The 25,971-nt window shown below is 60.7% G+C and carries 23 protein-coding genes; 6 read left to right on the top strand and 17 right to left on the bottom strand.

What is annotated here, in order from left to right; genetic code table 11:
• Window positions 1-3: 3 nt before the first annotated feature.
• From rocD to ACPYOJ_RS16755, 3 genes are all read left to right on the top strand, one after another.
• Entirely contained in the window at window positions 4-1,203 is a 1,200-nt protein-coding gene (gene rocD, locus ACPYOJ_RS16765) for an ornithine--oxo-acid transaminase (RefSeq protein ID WP_481417273.1), read from the top strand.
• A 228-nt stretch (window positions 1,204-1,431) separates the two neighbouring features.
• Window positions 1,432-1,908, top strand: coding sequence for a chemotaxis protein CheW (locus tag ACPYOJ_RS16760; protein ID WP_168832667.1), 477 nt, complete (start codon window positions 1,432-1,434; stop codon window positions 1,906-1,908).
• Window positions 1,909-2,146: 238 nt separating this feature from the next.
• Entirely contained in the window at window positions 2,147-3,904 is a 1,758-nt protein-coding gene (locus ACPYOJ_RS16755) for a methyl-accepting chemotaxis protein (RefSeq protein ID WP_481417272.1), read from the top strand.
• Between the two features lie 93 nt (window positions 3,905-3,997).
• On the opposite strand, the gene ACPYOJ_RS16750 is transcribed toward ACPYOJ_RS16755, so the two are convergent.
• The 9 genes from ACPYOJ_RS16750 to ACPYOJ_RS16710 all read right to left on the bottom strand — a co-directional run bounded on the left by ACPYOJ_RS16750 (window position 3,998) and on the right by ACPYOJ_RS16710 (window position 14,070).
• Complete coding sequence (locus ACPYOJ_RS16750) at window positions 3,998-5,656, bottom strand: OFA family MFS transporter (RefSeq protein ID WP_481417271.1); 1,659 nt, start codon at window positions 5,654-5,656, stop codon at window positions 3,998-4,000.
• A gap of 87 nt (window positions 5,657-5,743) precedes the next feature.
• A complete protein-coding gene (locus ACPYOJ_RS16745; protein ID WP_168832670.1) occupies window positions 5,744-5,989 on the bottom strand; it encodes a formate dehydrogenase subunit delta in 246 nt (81 codons plus the stop codon).
• The gene (gene fdhD, locus ACPYOJ_RS16740; RefSeq protein ID WP_481417289.1) at window positions 5,979-6,806 is read right to left on the bottom strand and encodes a formate dehydrogenase accessory sulfurtransferase FdhD; all 828 of its coding nucleotides are present in this window, start codon (window positions 6,804-6,806) and stop codon (window positions 5,979-5,981) included. The genes ACPYOJ_RS16745 and fdhD overlap by 11 nt, the downstream gene beginning before the upstream one ends.
• A complete protein-coding gene (gene fdhF, locus ACPYOJ_RS16735; protein WP_481417270.1) occupies window positions 6,806-9,715 on the bottom strand; it encodes a formate dehydrogenase subunit alpha in 2,910 nt (969 codons plus the stop codon). The genes fdhD and fdhF overlap by 1 nt, the downstream gene beginning before the upstream one ends.
• Before the next feature lie 12 nt (window positions 9,716-9,727).
• On the bottom strand, window positions 9,728-11,284 hold the full coding sequence (locus ACPYOJ_RS16730; protein WP_481417269.1) for a formate dehydrogenase beta subunit: 1,557 nt from the start codon (window positions 11,282-11,284) through the stop codon (window positions 9,728-9,730).
• Window positions 11,281-11,760, bottom strand: coding sequence for a formate dehydrogenase subunit gamma (locus tag ACPYOJ_RS16725; protein WP_481417268.1), 480 nt, complete (start codon window positions 11,758-11,760; stop codon window positions 11,281-11,283). Before ACPYOJ_RS16725 ends, ACPYOJ_RS16730 begins: the two co-directional genes overlap by 4 nt.
• Before the next feature lie 137 nt (window positions 11,761-11,897).
• Window positions 11,898-12,794, bottom strand: a complete 897-nt coding sequence (locus ACPYOJ_RS16720; RefSeq protein WP_168832675.1) for a LysR family transcriptional regulator — start codon at window positions 12,792-12,794, stop codon at window positions 11,898-11,900.
• Between the two features lie 66 nt (window positions 12,795-12,860).
• Window positions 12,861-13,196, bottom strand: coding sequence for an ArsR/SmtB family transcription factor (locus tag ACPYOJ_RS16715; RefSeq protein ID WP_168832676.1), 336 nt, complete (start codon window positions 13,194-13,196; stop codon window positions 12,861-12,863).
• 103 nt (window positions 13,197-13,299) lie between these two features.
• On the bottom strand, window positions 13,300-14,070 hold the full coding sequence (locus tag ACPYOJ_RS16710) for an SDR family NAD(P)-dependent oxidoreductase (RefSeq protein WP_481417267.1): 771 nt from the start codon (window positions 14,068-14,070) through the stop codon (window positions 13,300-13,302).
• 95 nt (window positions 14,071-14,165) lie between these two features.
• Between ACPYOJ_RS16710 and ACPYOJ_RS16705 the strand changes: the two genes are divergently transcribed.
• The 3 genes from ACPYOJ_RS16705 (at window position 14,166) to ACPYOJ_RS16695 (ending at window position 17,796) form a co-directional block, all read left to right on the top strand.
• A complete protein-coding gene (locus ACPYOJ_RS16705) occupies window positions 14,166-14,942 on the top strand; it encodes a DeoR/GlpR family DNA-binding transcription regulator (protein ID WP_481417266.1) in 777 nt (258 codons plus the stop codon).
• Window positions 14,943-15,023: 81 nt separating this feature from the next.
• Window positions 15,024-16,535: a glycerol-3-phosphate dehydrogenase gene (gene glpD / locus ACPYOJ_RS16700; RefSeq protein WP_481417265.1), complete on the top strand. Its 1,512-nt coding sequence runs from the start codon at window positions 15,024-15,026 to the stop codon at window positions 16,533-16,535.
• 76 nt (window positions 16,536-16,611) lie between these two features.
• The gene (locus ACPYOJ_RS16695; RefSeq protein ID WP_481417264.1) at window positions 16,612-17,796 is read left to right on the top strand and encodes an acyltransferase family protein; all 1,185 of its coding nucleotides are present in this window, start codon (window positions 16,612-16,614) and stop codon (window positions 17,794-17,796) included.
• A gap of 64 nt (window positions 17,797-17,860) precedes the next feature.
• Here the strand turns inward: ACPYOJ_RS16695 and ACPYOJ_RS16690 are convergent, their stop codons facing one another.
• From ACPYOJ_RS16690 to ACPYOJ_RS16655, 8 genes are all read right to left on the bottom strand, one after another.
• Window positions 17,861-18,265, bottom strand: a complete 405-nt coding sequence (locus tag ACPYOJ_RS16690; protein WP_168832681.1) for a F0F1 ATP synthase subunit epsilon — start codon at window positions 18,263-18,265, stop codon at window positions 17,861-17,863.
• Entirely contained in the window at window positions 18,265-18,504 is a 240-nt protein-coding gene (locus ACPYOJ_RS16685) for a hypothetical protein (protein WP_168832682.1), read from the bottom strand. The genes ACPYOJ_RS16690 and ACPYOJ_RS16685 overlap by 1 nt, the downstream gene beginning before the upstream one ends.
• A complete protein-coding gene (atpD, locus tag ACPYOJ_RS16680) occupies window positions 18,504-19,976 on the bottom strand; it encodes a F0F1 ATP synthase subunit beta (protein ID WP_168832683.1) in 1,473 nt (490 codons plus the stop codon). The genes ACPYOJ_RS16685 and atpD overlap by 1 nt, the downstream gene beginning before the upstream one ends.
• 23 nt (window positions 19,977-19,999) lie before the next feature.
• The gene (locus ACPYOJ_RS16675; protein WP_168832684.1) at window positions 20,000-20,884 is read right to left on the bottom strand and encodes a F0F1 ATP synthase subunit gamma; all 885 of its coding nucleotides are present in this window, start codon (window positions 20,882-20,884) and stop codon (window positions 20,000-20,002) included.
• A 26-nt stretch (window positions 20,885-20,910) separates the two neighbouring features.
• Window positions 20,911-22,440, bottom strand: coding sequence for a F0F1 ATP synthase subunit alpha (atpA, locus tag ACPYOJ_RS16670; RefSeq protein ID WP_481417263.1), 1,530 nt, complete (start codon window positions 22,438-22,440; stop codon window positions 20,911-20,913).
• Window positions 22,440-23,006 carry a F0F1 ATP synthase subunit delta gene (locus tag ACPYOJ_RS16665; RefSeq protein WP_168832686.1) on the bottom strand — a complete coding sequence of 189 codons (567 nt, stop codon included), beginning with the start codon at window positions 23,004-23,006 and terminating at the stop codon, window positions 22,440-22,442. Before ACPYOJ_RS16665 ends, atpA begins: the two co-directional genes overlap by 1 nt.
• A 252-nt stretch (window positions 23,007-23,258) precedes the next feature.
• Complete coding sequence (locus tag ACPYOJ_RS16660; protein WP_481417262.1) at window positions 23,259-23,648, bottom strand: AGROH133_08824 family phage infection protein; 390 nt, start codon at window positions 23,646-23,648, stop codon at window positions 23,259-23,261.
• Between the two features lie 140 nt (window positions 23,649-23,788).
• Window positions 23,789-25,971 (bottom strand): primosomal protein N' (locus ACPYOJ_RS16655; protein WP_481417261.1); only part of this gene is annotated, 2,183 nt, incomplete at its 5' end.

Below are 25,971 nucleotides of genomic sequence, written 5' to 3'. Positions count from 1 at the left end.
GCAATGACCACATCCGCAAACCTGATCGCTACCGAACAGCAGCTTGGCGCCCATAACTACAAGCCGCTCGATGTCGTCCTGACGCGCGGTCAAGGCGTCTACGTCTGGGACACCGACGGCAGCCGCTACCTCGATTGCCTTTCCGCCTATTCGGCGGTCAACCAGGGGCACTGCCATCCGAAGATCCTTGCGGCGATGGTCGAGCAGGCCGGAAAGCTCACGCTGACGTCGCGCGCATTCCGCAACGACCAGCTCGCGCATCTCTACGAGGAGCTGGCGGCGCTCACCGGCTCTCACAAGATCCTGCCGATGAATTCCGGTGCCGAAGCCGTGGAGACAGCGATCAAGGCGGTTCGCAAATGGGGCTACGAGGTGAAGGGCGTCCCGGAGGGCAAGGCGGAGATCATCGTCTGCTCGGATAATTTCCATGGCCGGACGCTCAGCATCATCAGCTTCTCCACCGATCCGGACGCCCGCACCGGCTTTGGACCCTACACGCCCGGTTTCCGAACCATTCCCTTCGGCGACAGCGAAGCCTTTGCGGCCGCGATCAACGAGAATACTGTTGCGGCACTCATCGAGCCGATCCAGGGAGAAGCCGGCGTCGTCATCCCACCCGTTGGCTATTTCAAGCACGTCCGGGAATTGTGCACGGCAAACAACGTGACGCTGATCCTGGACGAGATCCAGACGGGCCTCGGCCGCACCGGCAAACTCCTGGCAGAGGAGCATGAAGGCATCGAAGCCGATGTGACGTTGATCGGGAAGGCGCTGTCCGGCGGCTTCTACCCGGTATCGGCCGTCCTTTCCAATTCGGAGGTTCTTGGGGTCCTGAAGCCCGGCCAGCACGGCTCGACGTTCGGCGGTAATCCCCTCGCCTGCGCCGTCGCGCGCGCGGCACTTAAGGTGCTGACCGAAGAAGGGATGATCGAAAACGCCGAGAAAATGGGCGCATACTTCCTGGACGGGCTGAAGTCGATCCGCTCCAACATCGTCAAGGATGTGCGCGGCCGCGGCCTGATGATGGCGGTCGAGCTGGAGCCCGAAGCGGGTGGAGCGCGCCAGTATTGTTACGGCCTGAAGGAACGCGGCCTGCTGGCAAAGGATACGCACGAAAACACAATCCGCCTGGCGCCGCCGCTCGTCATCACCAAGGAGCAGGTGGAGTGGGCCGTTTCCCAGATCGAAAAGACGATCACCTGAGGCGGATTTCTTCCGGCTGCCATCGCCCGCATACAAGCTTGCAAGGGACCCCGAAACCCCTTGCAATTCGCAGCCGCGATTTAGATTTGCGCAACACTCTTCCGATAAAGTTGCATGCAACCGTAACGAAGTCTCGGAATAACGGGGCGTCGCGTGGTGTGAGGGCAAGGGTGTTCGCGCCAATGGTGGCGCAGCCGCATCTGCCAGCTTAGGTTGGGACGATTTCTAATGACCACGATCAACTCGAATAATTTCAGCGGCGACACGCTAGAGATCATCGCATTCCGGCTGCACGATCAGGAATTCTGCGTCAAGACGACGACCATCCGCGAAATCCGCGGCTGGGCGCCCTCTACCCCGATCCCGCATGCGCCGGCTGACGTCATCGGTGTCATGAACCTGCGTGGCTCAGTGATCCCGATCATCGATCTCGCCTACAAGCTCGGCATGAAAAGCACCGTCGCCAACGAGCGCAGCGCTATCGTTGTTGCCGAAGTGCACAGCATGGTCATCGGCATGCTTGTCGACCGCGTGTCCGACATTCTGACGATTTCCTCCAGCCAGGTTCAGCCTGTGCCGGAAGTGACGGCTTCCTTCGATCGCGCTTACTGCGAAGGCGTCATCGCCTCCGAGAATGGTATGATTTGCTTCCTGAACCTCGCCAAGATGTTCAAGGAAAGCGAAGCCGACGAGCTCGCGGCCTAGTACTCGGCGTTCAGCCGTAGCGAAGCCGCCTTCCGAGGCGGCTTTTTTGTTGACAAAATCAATCATTATAAGAATGCATCGCAAATTCTAATAGAACGAATAGTAGATTTGCTAACCTTCCGAACCTCATCATCAGTTGTGAAGTATCCCTTCGAATGATCTGCCTTAAGAAGTAGATCAGAGGTGTATTCGCGGGCATTGCTTCGAGCGGCTAACGCCAAATTTGCGCCGGGTGGGGATGTTCGGACTATCTTCTGATTCAAAGCATGTTCTTGATGCGATTTCGAAGTCACAAGCCATCATAGAGTTCGACTTGAAAGGTAACGTTCTCACGGCGAACAAGAATTTCTGCAGCGCGCTTGGTTACAGCCTCTCGGAGATTGTCGGCAAGCATCACAGCACGTTCTGTGATCCCGCCTATACTGCAACGGCGGAGTATCGCGAATTCTGGGGTCGCCTTGGCCGCGGCGAATACGACGCGGGCGCCTACAAGCGGCTGGCTAAAGGAGGCCGGGAAATCTGGATCCAGGCTTCCTACAATCCAGTCTTCAAAAACGGCAAGCCCTACAAGATTGTGAAATTCGCGACCGACATCACCGCTGCCAAGAAGAAGGCCGTGGAGGACGCCGGCAAGCTGGATGCGATCGCTCGTTCGCAGGCGGTTATTGAATTCCTGCCGAGCGGAGAGATTCTGACTGCCAACGAAAACTTCTGCAATGCGCTTGGATACGCACTGCCGGAAATCACTGGCAAGCATCACAGCATGTTCTGCGATCCCGCCTATATCCGCACCGAAGATTATTCAGGCTTCTGGCGCCGTCTTGCTCAGGGCGAATTCATTGCCAACGAATTCGTCCGGTATGGGAAGGGCGGCAAGGAAATATGGATCCAGGCGGCTTACAATCCGATCAGAGACGCCAACGGCAAAGTCTATAAGGTCGTGAAATTCGCGACCGACGTAACAGAGCGCATGAGCGCAATCAGCCAGCTAGGGGAAGCGCTGCGCCGCCTTTCCGAAGGCGATCTGACACAGACGGTTGAGATAGCCTTTGTCCCCTCCATGGAGCAGCTTCGGAAAGACTTCAATGCCGCCATTTCCAAGCTTCGGGAAACGCTGACAACCATCGGCGAAAACACGGTGGCAATTGCAGCAGGGGCTCGTGAAATCGGCGCTTCGGCTGACTCTTTCTCCAAGCGGACGGAAAAGCAGGCGGCGTCGATCGAGGAAACCGCTGCAGCACTGGAACAAATCACGACAACAGTGAATGATTCCAGCCATCGCGCCGGCGAGGCAGGAAGGCTTGTCGAAAAGACAAAACAGGGCGCGGAACAATCTGGCATTGTTGTTCGCAAGGCTGTTTCCGCCATGGGCCAGATTGAGCAATCGTCGCGGGAGATCACCAATATCATCTCGGTCATCGACGACATCGCCTTCCAGACAAACCTGCTCGCTCTCAATGCCGGGGTCGAAGCCGCGCGGGCCGGCGAGGCAGGCAAGGGCTTTGCAGTGGTTGCGCAGGAAGTGCGTGAACTGGCGCAGCGTTCCGCAAGCGCCGCCAAGGAAATCAAAGCGCTCATCAACACATCGAGCGACCTGGTCAAGAACGGCGTGGAACTCGTCGGCCATACCGGCTCCGCCCTGGAGCAAATCGTGCTTCAAGTCGCCGATATCAACTCGAATGTTGCAGCAATCGTAGAAGCGTCGAAAGAGCAGGCGACCGGATTGAAGGAGATCAATCAGGCGGTCAATTCCCTGGACCAGGCGACCCAGCAAAACGCTGCAATGGTTGAGGAAAGCACGGCCGCAAGCCACAAGCTCGCGTCGGAGGCCGAAAACCTGAGAGCGCTCCTCAGCCAGTTCCGCATGGAAGCCAAGGCTCTCGACCGCACCGCTGCCAAACCGGCAGGCGCGCCCCCGCGGCGTCTGGCTCCACGCGTGGCCAGAGCAAGCGGCGCTGCCGCCCTCGCCCGTGTCGAAGACTGGGAAGAATTCTGATGCTTCTCCCAAAGCCGGCCTGCGCCTCGTATCCGGTTTCCAAAAAAAAGCACGCGCCGAAGCGCGTGCCGTGATTTTCCACCCTGATCAAAATCAGCCGAACAGCGCGAAGGTCGCCTTCAGCGTCACCCATATGCCCCAAAGCAGGGGGATACCGACGACCGCCCAGGCAAGCAGAGCCTTCGTATCGAAGCCGCCTGTGCCGATACCAAACGAGCCGGTTGGGCCGAGGCTTGCGGCGGCGGATTTCGCCTGAAGTCCGGCGACTTCCTCATCGGACATGAACCACTTGCTCTCAAGCGGCCTGACGAAGAAATTGGCAATCAGGCCAAGCGCCAGCATGCCGGCCAGGATATACATCGTCCCGGTATAAAGAGCAGGGCCGGGCGCCACACCGGCTGCGATTTGCGCCTCGCGAATGTAGTTCACGACCACGGGACCCACGATGCCGGCGGTCGCCCACGCTGTCAGAAGACGGCCATGGATCGCGCCGACGAACTGCGTGCCGAAGACGTCGGCAAGATAGGCCGGAATTGTCGAGAAACCACCGCCATACATCGACAGGATGATACCGAAGGCGAGCACGAAGAGCGCCTTGTTGCCGATATCGGCCAGCGTCGGTGCCACCGCATAGAGAACGATGCCGAGAATGAAGAACGTGTAATAGGTGTTCTTGCGGCCGATCTTGTCGGAAAGCGACGCCCAGAAGAAGCGGCCGCCAATGTTGAAAAGCGACAGGAGACCCGCGAAGCCGGCGGCGATCGTGGCAATCTGCGCCTTCTGGCCCACATCGAGCTGCGAGAAGGAAAGATCCGGCAGGTCAATCAGCGAACCTGCGAAGATTTCCTGCAGCATCGGCGAGGCCATGCCGATAACGCCGATACCGGCGGAGACGTTCAGGCAGAGTACGGCCCAGATCAGCCAGAACTGCTTCGTCTTGTGCGCGTCGCGCAGGTGAACGTGCTTTGTGGTGATCATCGTGCTCTTGGCAGCCGGAGGCGTCCAGCCCTCCGGACGCCAACCGGCCGGCGGGATTCGGTAACCGAAAGCACCGCCTATCATGAAGGCGAAATAGATGATCGCCATGACGACGAAAGTCTGCCAGACGCCAATCGAAGTGTCGGTCTTGAAGTAATTCATCAGCAGGTTTGCGAGCGGAGCGCCGATCATCGCCCCGCCGCCGAAGCCCATGATGGCCATGCCGGTCGCCATGCCGCGGCGGTCCGGAAACCACTTGATGAGCGTCGATACCGGCGAAATATAGCCGAGGCCCAGGCCGACACCGCCGATCACACCGGCGCCGAGCCACATCAGCCACAGCTGGTGGGTGATCACGCCGACCGAGGCAACCAGAATGCCGCCACACCAGCAGCAAGCGGATACGAAACCGGCTTTGCGCGGTCCAGCGCGCTCGAGCCAGCCGCCCCAGAGCGCGGCCGAGCAGCCGAGCAGAACGAAGAAGAGGGTATAGATCCAGCCGAGATCGGCGACGCGCCAATCGCAGGTCTTCGTGAACAGCGCGGAAGCAAGCGTCAGATCCGGGCAGGCCGTTGGTGCCGTGATCCCGAGCGATCGCGAAAGCGGCAGCCAGAAAACGCTGAAGCCGTAAGCCATGCCGATGCAGAGATGGATTGCGAGAGCTGCCGGCGGTACAAGCCAGCGATTGAAACCGGGCTTTGCGACGATCCGCTCCCGATCAAGCAGGCCGACGCCCGCTAACTCCCCTGTCGTAGTTGTGTCCGCTGAAGTCATGAATATCCTCCCGATTATGACTTTGCTGCAATAATCCATGCTCGAGCAGGCGAAATGCCTGGTTCCCCTCTTGCATGAAACCGATATTTATTTCCGGATTGGTTCCGCCGGCTCAGGCTTGCGGATCAGAGGTGCAGCCTGGATTACGAGCGTATCCAAGCCATTGTTATCGTTATCTAGAATTTCGAATAATTGCCGCCGCATGCGCGGCTCCCAGAATTTGTTGATATGGGTGGCAACACCTTGAACCGCCTCGCTTTCAGGCTGGCTCTTGAAAAAGGTCGCTATCTGGTTGGCCATATAAACGAGCTTGGAATGGGTATCATGCGACATCGGCAATGCTTTCGGGCAATATGCGCTGCGGGTGGGTGAAAATCTCAAAATCGTCGCCCCGCACCAGCGCAACCAGCGTCATTCCGGCCTGCTCCGCCGTGCGGATGGCGAGGGCCGTGGGCGCGGAAATCGCGATAAGGACGGAGCTCCCGAGGATGGCCGCTTTCTGCACCATCTCGACCGAAAGCCGGCTCGTAACGGCGACGGCTCCGCTCGAGCCGTTTCTCTGCGCGCGAATGACGGCGCCACAGAGCTTGTCGAGTGCGTTGTGCCTGCCAACATCCTCGCGGACGGCCAGCAGGCCCTGGCCGGGAATGTAGAAACCGGCTCCGTGAACCGCGCGTGTCTCCCGGTGCAGCGGTTGCGCGTCATTGAGAAGCGAGACGGCGTTCACGATATCGCGATGCGTGAGCTTGAGCCCGGCGGCTGAAACATCGGGCACCTGGCGAACGGCTTGCTCGATCGACTCGATCCCGCACAGCCCGCATCCGACCGGTCCCGCCATGCTGCGGCGGCGCGCCCGCAAAGCATCCGCAACATCGTCGGCCAGCGTCACCTGGACATCGATGCCCTGCTCGTTATCGATGATCTCGATTGCGGAAATTTGATCAGCGTCTTTGATTATGCCTTCCGTCAGACTGAAGCCGACGGCGAAATCTACCAGATCGTCCGGCGTCGCCATCATTACGGCATGTGATGTGCCGCCATAGGAAAAGGCGACCGGCATTTCTTCCGGCACAATACGCTGGCCCGGCGCGACGACACCGCCCTTGCGGGCGATGCGATTGGCGGAAATGCGCGTCGGCCGCCTTTCCATCATTCGGCAGCTTCCAGCTTGCCGGCGATGCGACGGCTTTGGCGCGCCTGCTCGTCATACTCGATCTGCCATTCCGTGGGGCCGTTCGACGGCGAGACCTGGACTGCCGTCACCTTGTATTCCGGACAGTTCGTCGCCCAGTCGGAAAAGTCGGTGGTGATGACGTTCGCCTGCGTGTTCGGATGATGGAAGGTGGTATAGACGACGCCCGGCGCGACCCGGTCGGTGATCAGCGCCCGAAGCGTCGTATCGCCGGAGCGGCTGGCGAGCTTCACCCAGTCGCCATCGCGAATGCCGCGCATTTCGGCATCATGCGGATGGATCTCCAGCCGGTCCTCGGCGTGCCAGACGACGTTGTCGGTACGCCGCGTCTGCGCGCCGACATTATACTGGCTGAGGATGCGGCCAGTCGTCAGAAGCAGCGGGAAGCGCGGGCCGGTGCGCTCGTCGGTTGCTACGTATTCCGTGCGGATGAACTTGCCCTTGCCGCGAACAAAACCGTTCACGTGCATGATCGGCGAGCCCTGCGGGAACTTTTCGTTGCAAGGCCACTGCACGGAACCAACCTTCTCCAGGTAGTCGTAGGAAACCAGCGCGAAGCTCGGCGTCGTCGCGGCAATCTCGTCCATGATCTCGGACGGATGGGTGTAATTCCAGGCAAGGCCCATGGCTTGCGCCATTTTCTGGGTCACTTCCCAATCACCATAGCCGTTGCGCGGCGTCATGACTTTGCGCACGCGGTTGATGCGGCGCTCGGCATTGGTGAAGGTGCCGTCCTTTTCAAGGAATGTCGATCCCGGCAGGAAGACGTGGGCATAGTTTGCCGTCTCGTTCAGGAAGAGGTCCTGAACGACGACGCATTCCATCGCTGCCAGACCGGCTGCCACGTGCTTGGTATCCGGGTCGGATTGGAGAATGTCCTCGCCCTGGACGTACAAGCCCTTGAACGTGCCATCAACCGCCGCATCCAGCATGTTCGGAATCCGAAGGCCGGGTTCGCTGTTGAGTTTGACACCCCACATCTTCTCAAAGATATCGCGTGTCGCATCGTCAGAGATATGGCGATAGCCAGGCAGCTCATGCGGGAAGGAACCCATATCGCAGGAGCCCTGCACATTGTTCTGGCCGCGCAGCGGATTAACGCCGACGCCCGGACGCCCGATATTACCGGTCGCCATCGCAAGGTTGGCGATCGCCATGACGGTCGTGGAGCCCTGGCTATGTTCGGTGACCCCAAGACCGTAGTAGATCGCGCCATTGCCGCCACGTGCATAAAGCCGGGCAGCACCACGCAGCTCCTCGGCCGGAACGCCGGTGAACTTCTCCATCTCTTCAGGGCTGTGATAAGGCTCGGCAACGAAAGCCGCCCAGTCCTCGAATTCGGACCAGTCGCAGCGCTCGCGGATGAACTTTTCGTCGTAGAGGCCTTCGGTGACAATCACATGCGCCAATGCAGTCAACACCGCTACATTGGTGCCCGGCTGCAACGGCAGGTGATAGGCAGCCTCAACGTGGGGCGTGCGTACGAGATCAATGCGCCGCGGGTCGATAACGATCAGCTTCGCGCCCTGCCGCAGCCGCTTCTTCAGGCGCGACGCAAAAACCGGGTGGCCATCCGTCGGGTTGGCACCGATAACGATCACCACGTCCGAATGCTCGACGCTGTCGAAATCCTGCGTGCCCGCCGACGTGCCGAAAGCCTGACCTAGTCCGTAGCCCGTCGGCGAATGGCAGACGCGCGCGCAGGTATCGACGTTGTTGTTGCCGAAGCCGGCGCGGACCAGCTTCTGGACGAGGAATGTCTCCTCATTCGTGCAGCGCGACGACGTGATGCCGCCGACCGAATCGCGGCCGTACTGATACTGGATACGGCGGAATTCCGATGCTACGTGCGCGAAAGCCTCTTCCCAGCTTACCTCCCGCCAAGGATCGGTGATCTTTTCGCGGATCATCGGATTGAGGATGCGGTCCTTATGCGTGGAGTAGCCATAGGCGAAGCGGCCCTTGACACAGGAATGCCCGCGATTGGCCTGCCCATCCTTCCAGGGCACCATCCGCACCAACTCCTCGCCCTTCATCTCAGCTTTGAAGGAGCAGCCGACGCCGCAATAAGCGCAGGTGGTCACCACCGAATGTTCCGGCATGCCCATCTCAAGCACGGTCTTTTCGCGCAGCGCATCGGTCGGACAGGCCTGCACACAGGCGCCGCAGGAGACGCATTCGCTTTCGAGGAAGGGCTGGTGCATGCCAGCGGTCATGCGGCTCTCGAAACCGCGACCTTCGATGGTCAGCGCGAAGGTGCCTTGCACCTCTTCGCAGGCGCGCACGCAACGCGAGCAGACGATGCACTGCGACGGATCGTAGGTGAAATACGGGTTCGATTCGTCGCGTACCATGTAGTCGATGGTGAGGGAGCCGTTGCCCGGCGCCACATGATTGCGGCCATCGATGCCGTAGCGGTTCTCGGTCAGGCCGACCGACGCGATGACCTTGTCGAATTCGCTCGCGCCAGTTCCGGCACCCGTACCGGCTGATCCGCCCCACGCGCTCGGATGGTCGGAAACGTAAAGCTCCATCACGCCGCGCCGGATCGCGTTCAGCCGGTCCGACTGAGTGTGCACCACCATGCCGTCGCCGACTGGCGTCGTGCAGGATGCCGGCGTGCCGCCGCGGCCTTCGATCTCGACCAGGCAAACGCGGCACGAACCGAAGGCATCGATCATGTCGGTGGCGCAGAGCTTCGGTATCTCGACTCCGGCCTCCATCGAGGCGCGCATGACGGACGTGCCCTCGGGCACGGTGATTGGCCTGCCGTCGACGGTCAGCGTCACCATCTTCTCGGAAGAGGAAGCCGGAGTACCGTAGTCGGTTTCTTCAATGAGCGTTTTGAACTCGGGCAAGGCGTTCATGGTCGTCCGCTCCTATTCCGCGGCTTCTGCTATTGGCGACGGGCGAAAATCGTCCGGAAAATGATTGATCGCGCTCATCACCGGATAAGGGGTGAAGCCTCCGAGCGCGCAAAGCGATCCGAACTTCATCGTGTTGCAGAGGTCGGTGACGAGCTCGAGCTGCTTTTGCGGCTCGATGTTCTTGGCGATCTTGTCCAGCGTTTCAACGCCGCGCGTCGAACCGATACGGCAGGGCGTGCACTTGCCGCAACTCTCAATGGCGCAGAACTCCATGGCGAAGCGCGCCTGCTTCAGCATGTCGGCCGTGTCGTCGAACACGACGATGCCGGCATGCCCGATGAGGCCATCCTTGGCGGCAAAGGATTCATAGTCAAAGGGCGTGTCGAAGAGCGCGCGCGGAAAATAGGCGCCAAGCGGACCGCCGACCTGGACCGCTTTCACCGGCCGCCCGGTCGCCGTGCCGCCACCGATCCTGTCGACGATGTCGCCGAGCGACAGGCCGAAAGCCGCCTCGTAAAGCCCTCGATGCTTGACGTTCCCGGCGATCTGGATCGGGATCGTGCCGCGCGAGCGCCCCATGCCGAAATCGCGGTAGAAAGCCGCCCCCTTGTCGAGGATGATCGGCACGGAGGCGAGCGAGATCACGTTATTGATGACGGTGGGACAGTCGAAAAGCCCCTTGTGTGCCGGCAGCGGCGGCTTGGCGCGCACGACGCCGCGCTTGCCTTCCAGGCTATTCAGCAACGACGTTTCCTCGCCGCAGACATAGGCGCCCGCGCCTGTCCGGACCTCGATATCGAAAGCGCAGCCGGAACCGAGCACGGACGGTCCCAGAATGCCCGCCCGGCGGGCGATCTCGACGGCCTCCGTCATTGTCGCAATCGCATGCGGATATTCCGAACGCGTATAGACGAAACCCTTTGTGGCGCCCGTCGCCAGCCCGGAAATCGCCATGCCTTCGACCAGCACGAAGGGATCGCCCTCCATGATCATGCGGTCTGCGAATGTGCCGCTGTCGCCTTCGTCGGCATTGCAGACGATGTATTTCCGGTCACCCGCAGCATCCAGAACCGTCTTCCACTTGATGCCGGTCGGAAAGCCCGCGCCGCCACGTCCGCGAAGGCCCGAATCGGTGACCTCCCTGACCACGTCTGTAGGGGCCATCGCCACTGCCCGGCGGAGTCCGGCAAGGCCGCCATGCGCCTCATAATCTTCCAGTGAAAGCGGATCGGTAATGCCGCAGCGCGCGAAGGTCAGGCGGGTCTGTTCCTTGAGGAATGGGAGGCTTTCGACCTCCCCCAGACAGAGCTCGTGGCTACCGCCGTTCACAAGGCCGGCATCAAACAGCAGCGACACATCCTTGGCCGTGACCGGGCCATAGCCGATTCGCTTGCCGGAAACCTCGACCTCGACCAGAGGCTCCAGCCAGAACATACCACGCGAACCGTTGCGGACGATCTTCGCATCGATGCCGCGCGCCGAGATTTCCTGTGCGATCGCTCTTGCAACCTTTTCGGCCCCAAGAGAAAGTGCGCCCGCATCGCGCGGGATGTAAATCCTGACGGTCATGCCCGCACCTCCGCGACGATCTCAGCAATCACATCGTCGTCGATTCGGCCATGCGGTTCGCCGTCCAGCATCGCCGCTGGCGAACAGGCACAGAGCCCGAGACAATAAACGGGTTCCAGCGTGACGCTGCCATCGAGAGCCGTCTGATGGAAATCGATCCCCAGCAGAGATTTGATACGCTCAGCCACGGCGTCGCCACCCATGGACTGACAGGCCTCGGCACGACAGAGCTTCAGCACATGACGCCCGGCGGGATGGTCGCGGAAATCGTGATAGAAGGTCATCACACCGTGCACTTCGGCGCGAGAGAGATTCAGTTCCTGCGCGATAACAGGAAGCGCTTCCTGCGGCACATAACCGAATTCATCCTGGATTTCATGCAAGATGGGAAGAAGCGGGCCTTCCAGAGAGCGAAGGTTCGAGACGATCGCGCGCGTGCGCTCGGCAATATCGCCAGTGGCGACATGGGCATTCATTATGGCAGGCCTCCCAGGGCTTCCCTTTATCAACCGCCACACCAGCTCCCCCGAACTTGGTATGACATCGTGGAGGAAGTTTCTCAGGGAACATGCAGGTAATCAATAAAGCCGTCCCGTTGCTTGATAGGATTTTTCTATCGAAGATCTTCGCTTTCTGCGAGTATCCGCGCCTCATGCAACAGCGCGGAGACGAGCGGCGTGAACGGCTCACGATGCGTCGCCACCAGACCGACCAGATGATCGGCCTCTGGCTCGACGATCGGGATCATGCGGATTTCCGCCGGGAAGCCGAAGGATTCGGCCACATTCCGCGGCATGATGCTCGCCCAGCGCCCGGTGCGCACATGCGAGAAAAGCACGATCATCGATCCCGATTCCAGGGACGGATGTGCGGTCGCACCGGCTTCGGATAGATGCCGATTGATGATGCGGCGGTTCTGCATGTCCGCAGTCAATAGGCAAAGCCGAAGATTGCCGACTTCGTGCCATGTCACGGTTTCGCGATCGGAAAGCGGACTGCCTGCGGCCGTGATGAGATTATAGCGCTCAGCATAGAGAGGCACGGTCGTCACGCGCCCCAGCGGCTCGTTTTCAAGATAGGTGACGCCGGCATCGATCTCGAGATTTTCGAGCATGCTCAACACCTGCAGCGAATTGCGCGAGACGATCGAGAAGGTGACGTCCGGATGCCGCTCCTGAAAAGGCGTAGTGATCCTCGGCAGCATGGCAAGCGCCGTCGGGATGGAGGCGATCCGCAGATGGCCGGAGAGGCCCTTGCGGGCCGCGCGCATCTCCTCGCGCATGGTGCGGGTGTCGCCAACGATGCGGCGAGCCCACTCAAGCACACGCTGGCCTTCAGGGGTCAGGCCCTGAAAGCGTGAGCCTCGCTGTACCAGCATGACGCCGAGCTGGTCTTCGAGTTGCCGAATGGCGGCCGACAGCGTCGGCTGCGATATGCCGCACTCTTCGGCGGCACGGCCGAAGTGCTTTTCGTTGGCAAGGGCGATGAAGAATTCAAGCTTGTCGAGCATCTGGCCTCCCACCGACTTCGGAGCAAGCCATCTTTGGCCTTAGCCGTCAACAATCGCAAGAACAGGTCAGCCAGCGTCCGACATATCTAGCATCCCGAATAGCGAATCGAGAAAAGTCGTCACCTTGGGATTGCCGATACTGTAATACACGAGCCGGCCCGCCCGGCGCGTATTCACCAGGCCTTCCATGCGAAGCCGCGCGAGCTGCTGCGACACCATGGCTTGCTGCACGCCAAGCAATGCTTCGATTTGACTAACCGTTTTTTCTTCCTTGGCGAGAATGCAAAGAATGAGAAGCCTGGTTTGATGCGCCATCGCTTTGAGCAGGTCGCTCGCCTCAATGGCCTTGGCGGCAAGCTTTTGCAGTTCCTGACCGGTCCCCCCCGGCTCAGTCTTCGGCATTATGACTCTCTAATATGTTAACCCCAGATAAACGAGAGCGATATCACATCCGCACCTCGACGTTGGGCCTAATTGGTGAAATGCCAAAAAAAGTCCAAGCAAATCAGCAGATAAGCTGGCCGCCGTTGACCTCGAGCACCTGCCCGGTGATGTAACCGGAAAGCGATGGCGCAGCCAGGAAGAGGTAGGCGGGTGCGCAATCCTCCGCTATGCCGAGGCGTTGAAGCGGGATCGTCTTGCGGGTCTGCTCCAGCTTCTCGCGCGATGAATAGCGCTCGTGAAAATCGGTTTCGATGGTACCCGGCGATACGCAATTGACCCGGATGCCATCTGGCGCGAGTTCACGTGCGAGCGCCTTGGAATAGGTGGAGACGAAAGCCTTCGAGGCGGAATAGATTGCCGAGCCAGGACTGCCGCCGGTCAGCGCCGAGATGGAAACCGTGTTGACGATCGCCGCACCGTGGGCTGCCCGCAACGCCGGCAGAAGCGCGCGGGTGAGCTCCACCACGGATGTCTGGTTGAGCTTTACGACCGTATGGTATTCCTCGTCCGTCAACTCTGCAGCCGGAAACCGGCCAACCATCGTGCCGGCATTGTTGACGAGTACGTGCACGGCGCCGAACTTATCCATTGCTTTCGCAGCGAAAGCGGCCGTGCCGCCCGGCGCCAGAAAATCGCCTGCGACGAGAATGGCGCGTCGCTCCTGTTCCGCAGTCAGCAGGAAATCCGGCAACTCTCGCTCCCCGTCCCGTCCGGTGTGAACCAGAACATGGGCACCGCAATCCAGGAACTGTCGAGCAACTTCAAGACCGATGCCGCGGCCGGCGCCGGTTACGACAACATTGCGATTTTCAAACAGCTTGGGATGAAACACCCCTGGATCCTCCGGGCCTCGGCAGCCAGTCGCCGATTGCGCAATTTTCGCTTTAACATATGATCCGGCCAAACGAAAGAAAGGGAGGCGAAGCCATGTTTCTGTCCGGGCGCCAGACGGAAATCCTCGATATCGCCAAGGCGGAAGGCCGCGTGCTGGTCGAAGACCTTGCAGCGCGCTTTTCCGTCACGCCGCAGACCATCCGCAAGGATCTGAACGACCTGTGTGACGGGCGTGTGCTGACGCGCATTCATGGCGGAGCGATCTTTCCGGCCGGGACGGCAAACGTGAAATACGAAGCACGCCGCTCGATCGCTGCTGCCGAGAAGCTCGCGATCGGCCGCGCGACGGCTGAACTCATTCCGAACAACGTCTCGCTCTTCATCAATATCGGGACGACGACGGAAGCCGTGGGGGAGGCGCTGGTTGATCACCGGGAATTGATGGTGATCACCAATAACATCAATGTCGCCAATCGATTGCGAATGTTTCCCTCCATCGAGGTGGTCATTGCCGGCGGCGTCGTACGTCATTCGGACGGCGGTATCGTCGGTGAAGCGGCCGTTGATTTCATCCGGCAATTCAAGGTCGATTACGCTGTCATCGGCGCTTCCGCAATCGATCCGGACGGAGCGCTTCTTGATTTCGATTTCCGCGAAGTGAAGGTCGCGCAGGCCATCATGGCGAATGCGCGCCACGTTGTTCTCGTTGCCGACTCGACGAAATTCGATCGCACCGCCCCCGTGCGCATCGGCCATCTGTCCCAGGTCCACACTTTCGTTACCGACGACTGCGACGTTGAACCGCTGAGGAAGATCTGTTCGGAAAGCGGCATCAATCTCATCGAGACCGCAGGAAAGACGTGGTCATAAAATGTTCGTTTGACATTCGATTTATTTCATTTTAGGCGCTATTTCACTTTCGTTTTACGGCGTTAGCCTTGGAGAACAATTGTGGACAGCGAGATCTTCGACCTATTCGTGATCGGGGGCGGGATCAACGGCTGCGGGATCGCGCGGGATGCGGCGGGGCGCGGCTATTCGGTGGCCTTGGCGGAGATGGGCGATTTCGCCTCGGGGACCTCGTCGGGGGCGACCAAGCTGATCCATGGCGGGCTGCGCTATCTCGAGCATTACGAGTTCCGGCTGGTGCGCGAATCGCTGATGGAGCGCGAGGTCTTGTGGGCGATGGCGCCGCACATCATCTGGCCGCTGCGCTTCGTGCTGCCCTACCAGACGGGCGGCATCCGGCCGGCCTGGCTGATCCGTCTCGGGCTGTTCCTCTACGACCATCTCGGCGGCCGCCGGCTGTTGCCGCCGACGGCGGTGCTTGACCTTCGCCGCGACCCGGCCGGCAAGCCGCTGAAGCCGGTGTTTGCCAAGGCCTTCGAATATTCCGACGGCTGGGTCGACGATGCCCGGCTGGTGGTGCTGAATGCCCGCGATGCCGCCGACCGCGGGGCGCTGATTATGCCGCGCACCAAGGTGGTCTCGGCCCGCCGCGAGAACGGCCTGTGGGAGATCGACAGCGTGAACATGCTGACCGGCGAGAACCGCCGCCATCGGGCCCGCATGCTGGTCAATGCCGCCGGCCCCTGGGTCGATCAGCTGCTGCGCGCCGCTTTCGGCCAGAACGAGGCCCGGCATGTGCGCCTCGTGCAGGGCAGCCACATCGTCGTCCGGAAGAAGTTCGAGGGGCCGCGCGCCTATTTCTTCCAGAACCCCGACAACCGCATCATCTTCGCCATTCCCTACGAGGAGGATTTCACGCTGATCGGCACCACCGATCGCGACTATGGCGGCGATCCGCAGGCTGTCCGGATCTCCGACGAGGAGACCGGCTATCTGTGCGCCGCCGCCAGCGAATATTTCAACGAACCGGTGAAGCCGGAAGATATCGTCTGGAGCTATTCGGCGGTGCGGCCGCTCTATGACGACGGCGCCTCGAAGGCGCAGGAGGCGACACGCGACTATGTGCTGAAGGTGGAGGGCGAGGCCGGTGCCGCACCGCTGCTCAACGTCTTCGGCGGCAAGCTGACCACCTACCGGCGGCTGTCGGAACATGCGCTGGAAAAGATCGGCGCGGCGATCGGCGAAAAGGCTAGCCCGTGGACGGCCAACAGCCATCTGCCGGGCGGCGACTTTCCGGTGCAGGGCTACGAGGCGCAGGTCGCAACGCTCAAGGCGGCCTATCCGTTCCTGGCCGATCCGCATGCCCGCCGTCTGACGCGCCGCTACGGCACCCGGGCCAGCGTGCTGCTCGGGCAGGCGAAGTCGCTTGGAGACCTCGGCCGCTGCTTCGGATCCGATCTCTACGAGGCCGAGGTCGGCTATCTCGTCCAGCACGAATGGGCCATCACCGCCGAAGACGTCCTGTGGCGACGATCCAAGAAAGGGCTATATCTGGCAAAGGACGAGGCTGCCGCTCTGGATAGCTACATGCTGACACGTGCCGCCGCAGCGTAAGTGAAGCGTGCTCTGCCCCTTGTTCCGTCCGTTATCATGGCCTAGGCCTGATGCGAACCAGACAGGCGAGGCGCTGATGCAGAGAGACGGAAGGCTGGCCGGCCCGGATGCGATGCGCGCAGCCGCCTGCTTGCTGGTGCTCGTTCACCACCTCGTCTTGCGGATAGACATCAGCCAGGTGAACCCTGGCGTCCAATCAGCTCTGGTCGTTGCCCGCTTCGGCAATTTTGGCGTGGCGATCTTCTTCGTCCTGAGCGGCTACCTCCTGGCACGGCCCTTCTGGTCTGCGCTGGATGGGCGGCGCCCGATGCCGGACATGAAGACCTATGTGGTGCGCCGGGCAGCTCGCATCCTGCCGGGCTTCTGGGTGGCGCTGACCGCCGGCTTCATTTTGAGCGTCACGCTGTTCGGACATCCGCTGACGGCCGACCTTGCCATTCGTTTTGCCGCCGGCTTTCTGCTGATGAGCCAGTGGCATTGGCGAACCTTCTTTCCTGTCGAGGGAAACGGACCGCTTTGGTCCATTCCGTTCGAGGCGACCTGCTACGTGCTGCTGCCGCTAGGCATGTTTGCACTTTATCGCCTTGGCCGCGCGCTGCCGCGCTTCGCCACGCGTCTCCTCTGGCTTGGTGTCATTGCCGCGGTTCTTGCCGTGCACTGGCTGATCGTCAACAACCTGCAGCCGGACGACCTGCGACGCGGCTGGGCGTTCGGAATGCTGGGCGGAGCGAAGGAATGGATGCCGCGCTACAATCCGATCGGCTTTTTCTCGATATTCGCGCTTGGCGTCCTCGCATCGGGCATCGAGACAATGCTGCCGCGACGGAAAGCAGCTTTCTTCGACGTTCTCGCCTCTCTGGGAATGGCAGGCGCCGCCACTGCCCTCGCCTCTGCTTCCGGCGGGACATGGGAGGCCTACGGCTGGCTTGGCATACCCTATGACTTCCCGCTTTTTCCGGCCGCTGTCGCGCTGACGCTTGTTGCGCTGGCGCACTCGCTTCGGCTTGGCGATGTTCTCGATCATCGCGCGATCGGCTTTATCGCAAAGATCTCGTTCGGCATCTACCTCTGGCAAGATCCGATCATTTCAGCGATGAAAGCGATCTTTCCCTCGGCATTCGGTCCGCTCGGCGGCGACCTGCTTTTCGGATGGCTGCTCTGGTCGCTCGTGGCTACAGCACTCGTGTTCGCCGTAGCGACATTCAGCTATGTTTTTATCGAACGGCCGGTGCTTCTCAGGGCCAAGGCTCTTCCGCGTTGAGCAGACATTACCGCGAAAAAAAGCGGCCTGTTAAGGCCGCTCCGGTCACTTCCGGTGATTGAGATTACTCCTCTACGACGCCGCGCAGATGCGAGAGTTCCATGATCAGATGCTCGAGCCTCGACCTGTGTTCCTCGGAGAGGGCGTCCTCGAGTTCCGCCTTCACGGTCTCGATGCGGCGGGTGAGCTCGTCCTTGCGCAAATCCTCGATCGCAACGGCAGATTCCGCAAGCAGCGTGCAGCCTGTCGGCAGAATGTCCGCGAAGCCACCGAAAACGACGTAGTCCTGCTTGGAGCCGTCGCGGGAGCGCACGCTGACGATGCCCGGCTTGATGGTCGTCATCGTCGGGGCGTGGTGCGCCATAACGGTCATGTCGCCCTCGGTTGCCGGAATGACAACTTCCGTCACCATCTCCGACAGAAGTATGCGCTCCGGAGATACGAGTTCAAAATTGAAATTGTCAGCCATCAGTGATTCACCTTCTCGGCTATGGCTTTTGCATCTTGCAGTTTGGTCCCGCAGAACGGGCAATGCAGTATTGCCTGATCGAGATATCCGAGACCTTCCTCAGTCTGGACCAAGCCCACCACCATCATCAGCACGCCGTTGTCCGCCCTGTAAACGGTCGGCGCTGCTGGAGCGGGAAGTTCTGCCACGACTTCCCTCAGGGAGTCGCAGCAGAAAACCTCGTGATCAGCTTCGTTCATCAAGCGGCTGCGGAGAGCTTCTTGGCCTTCTCGATGGCTTCCTCGATCGAGCCGACCATGTAGAAGGCTGCTTCCGGAAGGTCGTCATACTCGCCGTTGACGAGACCCTTGAAGCCCTTGATCGTGTCTTCGAGAGCAACCAGCTTGCCCGGCGAGCCGGTGAAGACTTCCGCAACGAAGAACGGCTGCGACAGGAAGCGCTCGATCTTGCGGGCGCGGGCAACGGACAGCTTGTCCTCTTCGGAGAGCTCGTCCATGCCCAGGATCGCGATGATGTCCTGCAGGGACTTGTAGCGCTGCAGCGTCGACTGGACTTTACGAGCGATCTCGTAGTGTTCTTCGCCGACCACCATCGGGTCGAGCATGCGCGAGGTGGAGTCGAGCGGGTCGACAGCCGGGTAGATACCCTTTTCAGCGATCGAACGCGACAGAACCGTCGTTGCGTCCAGGTGCGCGAACGAGGTTGCCGGAGCCGGGTCGGTCAAGTCGTCGGCCGGAACGTAAATCGCCTGAACCGAGGTGATCGAGCCGGTCGTCGTGGTCGTAATACGCTCCTGCATCTGGCCCATGTCCGTTGCGAGCGTCGGCTGATACCCGACGGCCGAAGGAATACGGCCGAGCAGAGCCGACACTTCCGAGCCGGCCTGGGTGAAGCGGAAGATGTTGTCGACGAAGAACAGCACGTCCTGGCCCTGGTCACGGAAGTTTTCCGCAACCGTCAGACCGGTCAGAGCCACACGTGCGCGGGCGCCCGGCGGTTCGTTCATCTGGCCGTAAACGAGCGCTGCCTTCGAGCCTTCGCCGCCGCCGTGCTTGTTCACGCCGGATTCGATCATTTCGTGGTAGAGGTCATTGCCTTCGCGGGTACGTTCGCCCACGCCTGCAAATACCGAGTAACCACCGTGCGCCTTGGCGACGTTGTTGATCAGTTCCATGATGAGAACGGTCTTGCCGACGCCTGCACCGCCGAAGAGGCCGATCTTGCCGCCCTTGGCGTAAGGCGCCAGAAGGTCAACGACCTTGATGCCGGTGACGAGGATCTGCGCTTCCGTCGACTGATCCACGTAAGCCGGCGCATCCTGATGGATCGCGCGCTTCGTAGCCGTGACCAGCGGACCGGCTTCGTCGACCGGCTCGCCGATGACGTTCATGATGCGGCCGAGCGTTTCCGGACCGACCGGAACGGAGATCGGAGCGCCGGTATCGGCGACCTGCTGACCGCGTACGAGACCTTCGGTCGAGTCCATGGCGATCGTGCGGACTTCGTTCTCACCGAGGTGCTGAGCGACTTCGAGAACCAGGCGGTGGCCGGCATTGGTCGTTTCGAGCGCGTTCAAAATCGCCGGCAGTTCGCCCTCGAAAGCAACGTCGACGACGGCGCCGATAACCTGTGTGACCTTGCCGACAGAGCCTGTGGCGGTCTTCATAGCGGCGGTCTTCGCTGCCGCCTTCGGGGTAGCTGCCCTAGCCATTTTCTTACCCTCTTTCTCTAGCCTCAGAGCGCTTCGGCGCCCGAAATGATTTCAATGAGTTCCTTGGTGATCTGAGCCTGACGCTGGCGGTTGTAGCTGAGCGTCAATTTGTTGATCATCTCACCGGCATTGCGTGTCGCGTTGTCCATGGCGCTCATCTTGGCGCCCATTTCGCCGGCGACGTTCTCAAGGAGCGCCCGGAAAATCTGGACCGAGATGTTGCGCGGGATCAATTCGCTCAGAATCGATGCCGGATCCGGCTCGTATTCGTAAACCGCGCCCGCATGTTCAGCATCCTCGACGACGCCAGTCGGGGCGGAAGCCGGGATCAGCTGTTGAGCCGTTGGAATCTGCGAAATGACCGATTTGAACTGGGAGTAGAACAACGTGCAAACGTCGAACTCGCCGGCTTCGAACATCTCGATGACACGCTTGCCGATCTGGTCGGCATTCTCGAACCCGACGCGCTTCACGTCACGAAGTTCCTTGCGCTCGACGATGAGCGAGGAAAATTCGCGGCGAAGAATGTCGTAGCCCTTCTTGCCGACGGTAAAGATCTTGACGGTCTTGCCTTCGGCAACGAGCTTGCGAGTATGATCGCGCGCGAAACGCGCGATCTGCGAATTGAAAGCGCCGCAGAGGCCACGCTCGGCGGTGCAGACAACGAGCAGATGAACCTGATCCTTGCCAGTACCGGTCATGAGTGCGGGTGCATCATCGGCATCGGTAACCGCGCTAGCGATGTTCGAAAGAACCGCCGCCATGCGCTCCGAATAAGGCCGAGCGGCCTCGGCCGCCTCCTGCGCACGCCGAAGCTTTGCCGCGGCGACCATTTTCATCGCCTTGGTGATCTTCTGCGTCGCCTTGACCGAGGCAATCCGGTTTTTCAGATCCTTAAGTGAAGGCATCCGTTGTCCGTCCTAATTGAGTTCGATCAGGCAAAAGACTTCGCGAACGTATCGAGAGCAGCGGTGAGCTTGCTCCGGGTGTCGTCGCTGATCGCCTTTTCCGTCCGAATCGTGTCGAGGATGGCCGAGCCTTCAGAGCGGAGATACGACAGCAGAGCCTGTTCGAACTTGCCGACCTGAGCGACCGGAAGCTTGTCGAGGTAGCCGTTGACGCCGGCGAAGATAACCGCGACCTGCTCTTCCGTCTTCAGCGGCGAGAACTGCGGCTGCTTCAGGAGCTCGGTCAGGCGGGCACCACGGTTCAGCAGGCGCTGTGTCGCAGCATCGAGGTCCGAACCGAACTGGGCGAAGGCGGCCATTTCGCGATACTGGGCGAGCTCGCCCTTGATCGAGCCGGCAACCTGCTTCATCGCCTTGATCTGTGCGGCGGAGCCGACGCGCGAAACCGACAGACCGACGTTAACAGCCGGACGGATGCCCTGATAGAACAGGTCGGTCTCGAGGAAGATCTGGCCGTCGGTGATCGAAATCACGTTGGTCGGGATAAACGCCGAAACGTCGTTGCCCTGCGTTTCGATGACCGGCAGAGCAGTCAGCGAACCGGCGCCAGCCGCGTCGCTCATCTTTGCAGCGCGCTCGAGGAGACGCGAGTGCAGATAGAAGACGTCGCCCGGATAGGCTTCGCGGCCCGGCGGACGGCGCAGCAGCAGCGACATCTGACGGTAGGAAACAGCCTGCTTGGACAGGTCGTCGTAGCCGATCAAGGCATGCTGGCCGTTGTCGCGGAAATATTCGCCCATGGTGCAGCCGGCAAACGGCGCGAGATACTGCATCGGAGCCGGATCGGAAGCCGTTGCGGCAACGATGATCGAATACTTCAGGGCGCCGCGCTCTTCGAGAACCTTGACGAACTGGGCAACCGTGGAGCGCTTCTGGCCGACGGCAACGTAGACGCAGTAAAGCTTCTCACCCTCTGGACCGGAGTCGTGGATGGCCTTCTGGTTCAGGATCGTGTCGAGGATGATCGCGGTTTTGCCGGTCTGGCGGTCGCCGATGACCAGTTCGCGCTGGCCGCGGCCGACCGGGATGAGTGCGTCGATGGCCTTGAGACCGGTCGACATCGGCTCATGAACCGACTTGCGCGGAATAATGCCAGGAGCCTTGATGTCAACGCGCGAGCGGCGTGTCGCATTGATCGGGCCCTTGCCGTCAATCGGATTGCCAAGAGCGTCGACGACGCGGCCGAGCAGCTCCGGACCAACCGGAACGTCGACGATGGCGCCGGTCCGCTTGACGACGTCGCCTTCCTTGATGTCACGGTCCGAACCGAAGATAACAACACCGACGTTGTCAGACTCGAGGTTCAGCGCCATGCCGCGGACGCCGCCCGGAAACTCGACCATTTCGCCCGCCTGAACATTGTCCAGACCGTAAACGCGAGCAATACCGTCACCGACAGAAAGCACCTGGCCGACTTCCGAGACTTCTGCCTCTTTACCGAAATTTTTGATTTGATCTTTGAGAATTGCGGAAATTTCCGCGGCGCGGATGTCCATCAGCCAACCTCTTTCAATGCAAGCTTGAGGGTAGAAAGTTTGGTGCGAAGCGACGTATCAATCTGACGGGACCCGACCTTCACGATCAGACCACCAAGAATTGACGGATCAACCGTGACGGCAATCGCCACGTCTTTGCCGGTGACGCCCTTTAGCGCCGCCTTCAATTCGGTTTCCTGCGCTGGAGTGAGCGCATGGGCCGAGGTGACCTCGGCAGAAATTTCGCCGCGTTGGTTGGCAGCGATGATGCGGAAAGCCCTGATGATGCCCGGAAGGGCAAAGAGGCGGCGGTTGCGCGCCAGGACCTTCAGGAAATTGGCGAAGAAGCCGCCGAAGCCGGCTTTCTCGTTGAGGGCAACGATCGCCTTCAGCTGGTCGTCGGACGAAAAGACAGGGCTTGAAACGAAGCGCTTCAAATCATCGCTCTCGTCCAGCATCGCCTGGAAACGGTCGAGATCCCTCGTGACGCTCTCGACGGCACCTTCCTCAAGCGCCAGTTCGAACAGCGACGAGGCATAGCGTTCTGCAACACCAGAAGTAAGCTGGGACGTGTCTGCCACGGGCACAAATTCCCCTATTTCAGTTCAAGAATCCTGCCACGGGCGTAAATCGGCCCATGCACTTGAATTCGCTTTTGATTTCCCCCGGAAAGCGCAAGAGAAGCCTCTCACCTCTTTCGAAATTCGGGGTCCGTCTAACATAGGATATCGGGACTCGCAACACGCGTAACGTCCGAATGTGCCTTTCGAATGATTTTCTACCGGAAAATCGAAAAATGGCCCAAATCGCCGCGAGCAAACGGCCCGGAGCGTCGTAATCTACGTTACGAAGAAGCCGAAGGAATATCCGAGCGGCAGTGCCGCAAGAGCGACTTGCACAACCAAAAGTAAATAGTTGAGCGCGGTACTCCCCTTATCGGAAAGGAGGGAGACGACCCGGGCGAATGCCGCCATCGCGAAAGCCGCGCCGAGCGCCATGTAGATGAAGTCCTGCGCCAGCATGATCGCCGAAAGGCCGAAGCCGAGATAGAAGCCGCCGATGGAGCGCTGCTCGGCGAACCCATCCCGACGCTCGCCGCGAGGCTGCAGACCGAAAAGCCGCATCGCATAGCCGGGTGCGAACATGATCACGAAACCGGCGAGAGCCGTGAATGCGGCGGCGCAGAAAGCGAGCTGCTCGCCAAAGGTCTCCGGAAAATAAAACTCCATGAATCAGCCCCAAATCACTGAATGATTGGGGCGACTTATGGCACGAAGCCAGCGGTTAGGAAACGGTGGCAAGACATCGCGGCAAGTTGAATGATTGGGCGACGGGCCGGCCTTCCGTCGTCGTAAGGCGCTAGTGTCGTTCACAGGAAGCTCTGCGGATCGATGTCGAGCTGGACATGCACCGAGCCACGCTCTTTCGGCGCCTGGGCGAGCATGGTTCGCAGAAAAGCTTGCATGTCGGAATTCCGCCGTCCGTGAACGAGCAGGCGGAAGCGGTAGCGGCCGCGGACGAGAGCGAGCGGCGCTTCAGCCGGTCCGAGGACCGAAATGCCGGAGACCTGCGGGGCGGCATTGCGCACGCCACGAGCGTGGTTTTCCGCATCATGCCGGGTTTCAGCGGAAACGATGATCGAAGCGAGCCGTCCGAAAGGCGGCAGAATTGCGCGTTCCCGCTCGGAGATCTCGCGTTCATAGAACGCGCCCGCGTCACCGGAGACAATCGCCTGCATGACGGGATGCTGCGGTTGGTAGGTCTGCAACAACCCATGGCTCTTCAGACCTGTTCGCCCTGCACGGCCCGTCACTTGGGAAAGAAGCTGGAAGGTTCTTTCCGCTGCACGCGGATCGCCGTTGGCAAGACCGAGATCGGCGTCGACGATGCCGACTAGGGTCATGAGCGGAAAGTTATGCCCCTTGGCGACGAGCTGCGTGCCGATGACGATATCGGCTTCGCCCTTGGCAATCGCATCAAGCTCCAGACGCAGGCGCTTGACGCCACCCATGATATCGGAGGAAAGCACGATCGTTCGTGCCTCGGGGAAATGCCGCTCGACCTCTTCAGCAATGCGCTCGACTCCCGGCCCGCAGGCGACGAGATGATCGAGCGTTCCGCATTCCGGGCAGGCCTCGGGTGTCCGCTCCGTATGGCCGCACTGATGGCATTGGAGCTGGCTGCGGAAACGGTGCTCGACGAGCCAGCTCGAACATTGCGGGCACTGGAAACGATGGCCGCAAACGCGGCAGAGCGTCAGCGGCGCGTAGCCGCGACGATTGAGGAAGAGCAGCGCCTGTTCTTTCTTCTCGATGGTCTTGCCAATCGCCCGGATCAAGACAGGCGAGAGAAAGCCACCCCTTTCCGGAGCATGCCGCCGCATGTCGACGAGGTGCAGATCCGGCAACGCCGCGTCACCAAAACGTGTCGGCAGATGAATGGTGCTATAGCGTCCGCTCTGGCCGTTCACCTGGCTTTCGACGGAGGGCGTCGCCGACACCAGAACGACCGGGAAATCGCCGATCCGCCCGCGCACGACAGCCATGTCGCGTGCATTGTAGTAGACGCGGTCTTCCTGCTTGTAGGCCGGATCGTGCTCCTCGTCGACGATGATGAGGCCCAGGTCTTCGAACGGCAGAAACAGGGCTGATCTTGCCCCGGCAACGACCCGGACCTCGCCGGTGACTGCCTGTCGCCAGACCTTTTCGCGCATGCGCGGCGCAAGATCGGAGTGCCATTCGGCCGGCTTTGCGCCAAAGCGGTCCTGAAAGCGCTCGAGGAAACTCGCTGTCAGCGCGATTTCGGGCAGCAGGATCAACACCTGCCTTCCTTGTCTCAGTGTCTCGGCTATGGCCTCGAAATAGACCTCGGTCTTGCCCGAGCCCGTGACGCCGTCGATTAGCGAAACCGCAAATTCACCCTTTCTGACCTCGGTCAGAATCTCTTCGGCTGCAGCCTTTTGCGGCCCTTCCAGGCGCGACGGCGCAAAATCCGGATCTGGTTTTGCGACCACGGGCGGCGGTGGCAGGAAGATCGCCTCGAACAAGCCGTGGCTGACGAGACCATCCACGACGCTGAGCGAAACGCCAGCCGCGTGCGCAAGGCCCGACCGCGTCCAGGAAATGCCGTCCGCTGCCGTCTCGAGCACCCGCGCTCGCGCAGGCGTCATGCGTTCCGGCTCGCCGCCGGCGAAGCGCAACCCCTCCACCATAGGCTCCGGCTCAAACGCATTTGGAGCACGAAGCGCCATTCGGGCGACAAGGCCGGGCGGCGACAGCGTATATGCCGCAACCCAGTCGATGAAATCCCGCATTTCCTTCGTGAGCGGCGGGCAATCGAAGACATGCGTGATCGGCCGGAGCTTCTTCGGATCGACCCCTTCGTCGCCGCCGTCCCAGACGACGCCGATCACCTGCCGCGGCCCGAGCGGCACTTGCACGACCGAGCCGGGTTCGACCGCCATGCCTTCGGGTACGGAGTAGGAGTATGCCTTCGGCGCCGGCATGGGGACGAGAACCGGAACCGTACGGTTCACGGGTGGTGCATCGAATA

It is taken from the genome of Rhizobium sp. SVR5-9E (genome assembly GCF_056755095.1).
This window is presented reverse-complemented; position numbering and strand designations above follow the sequence as displayed.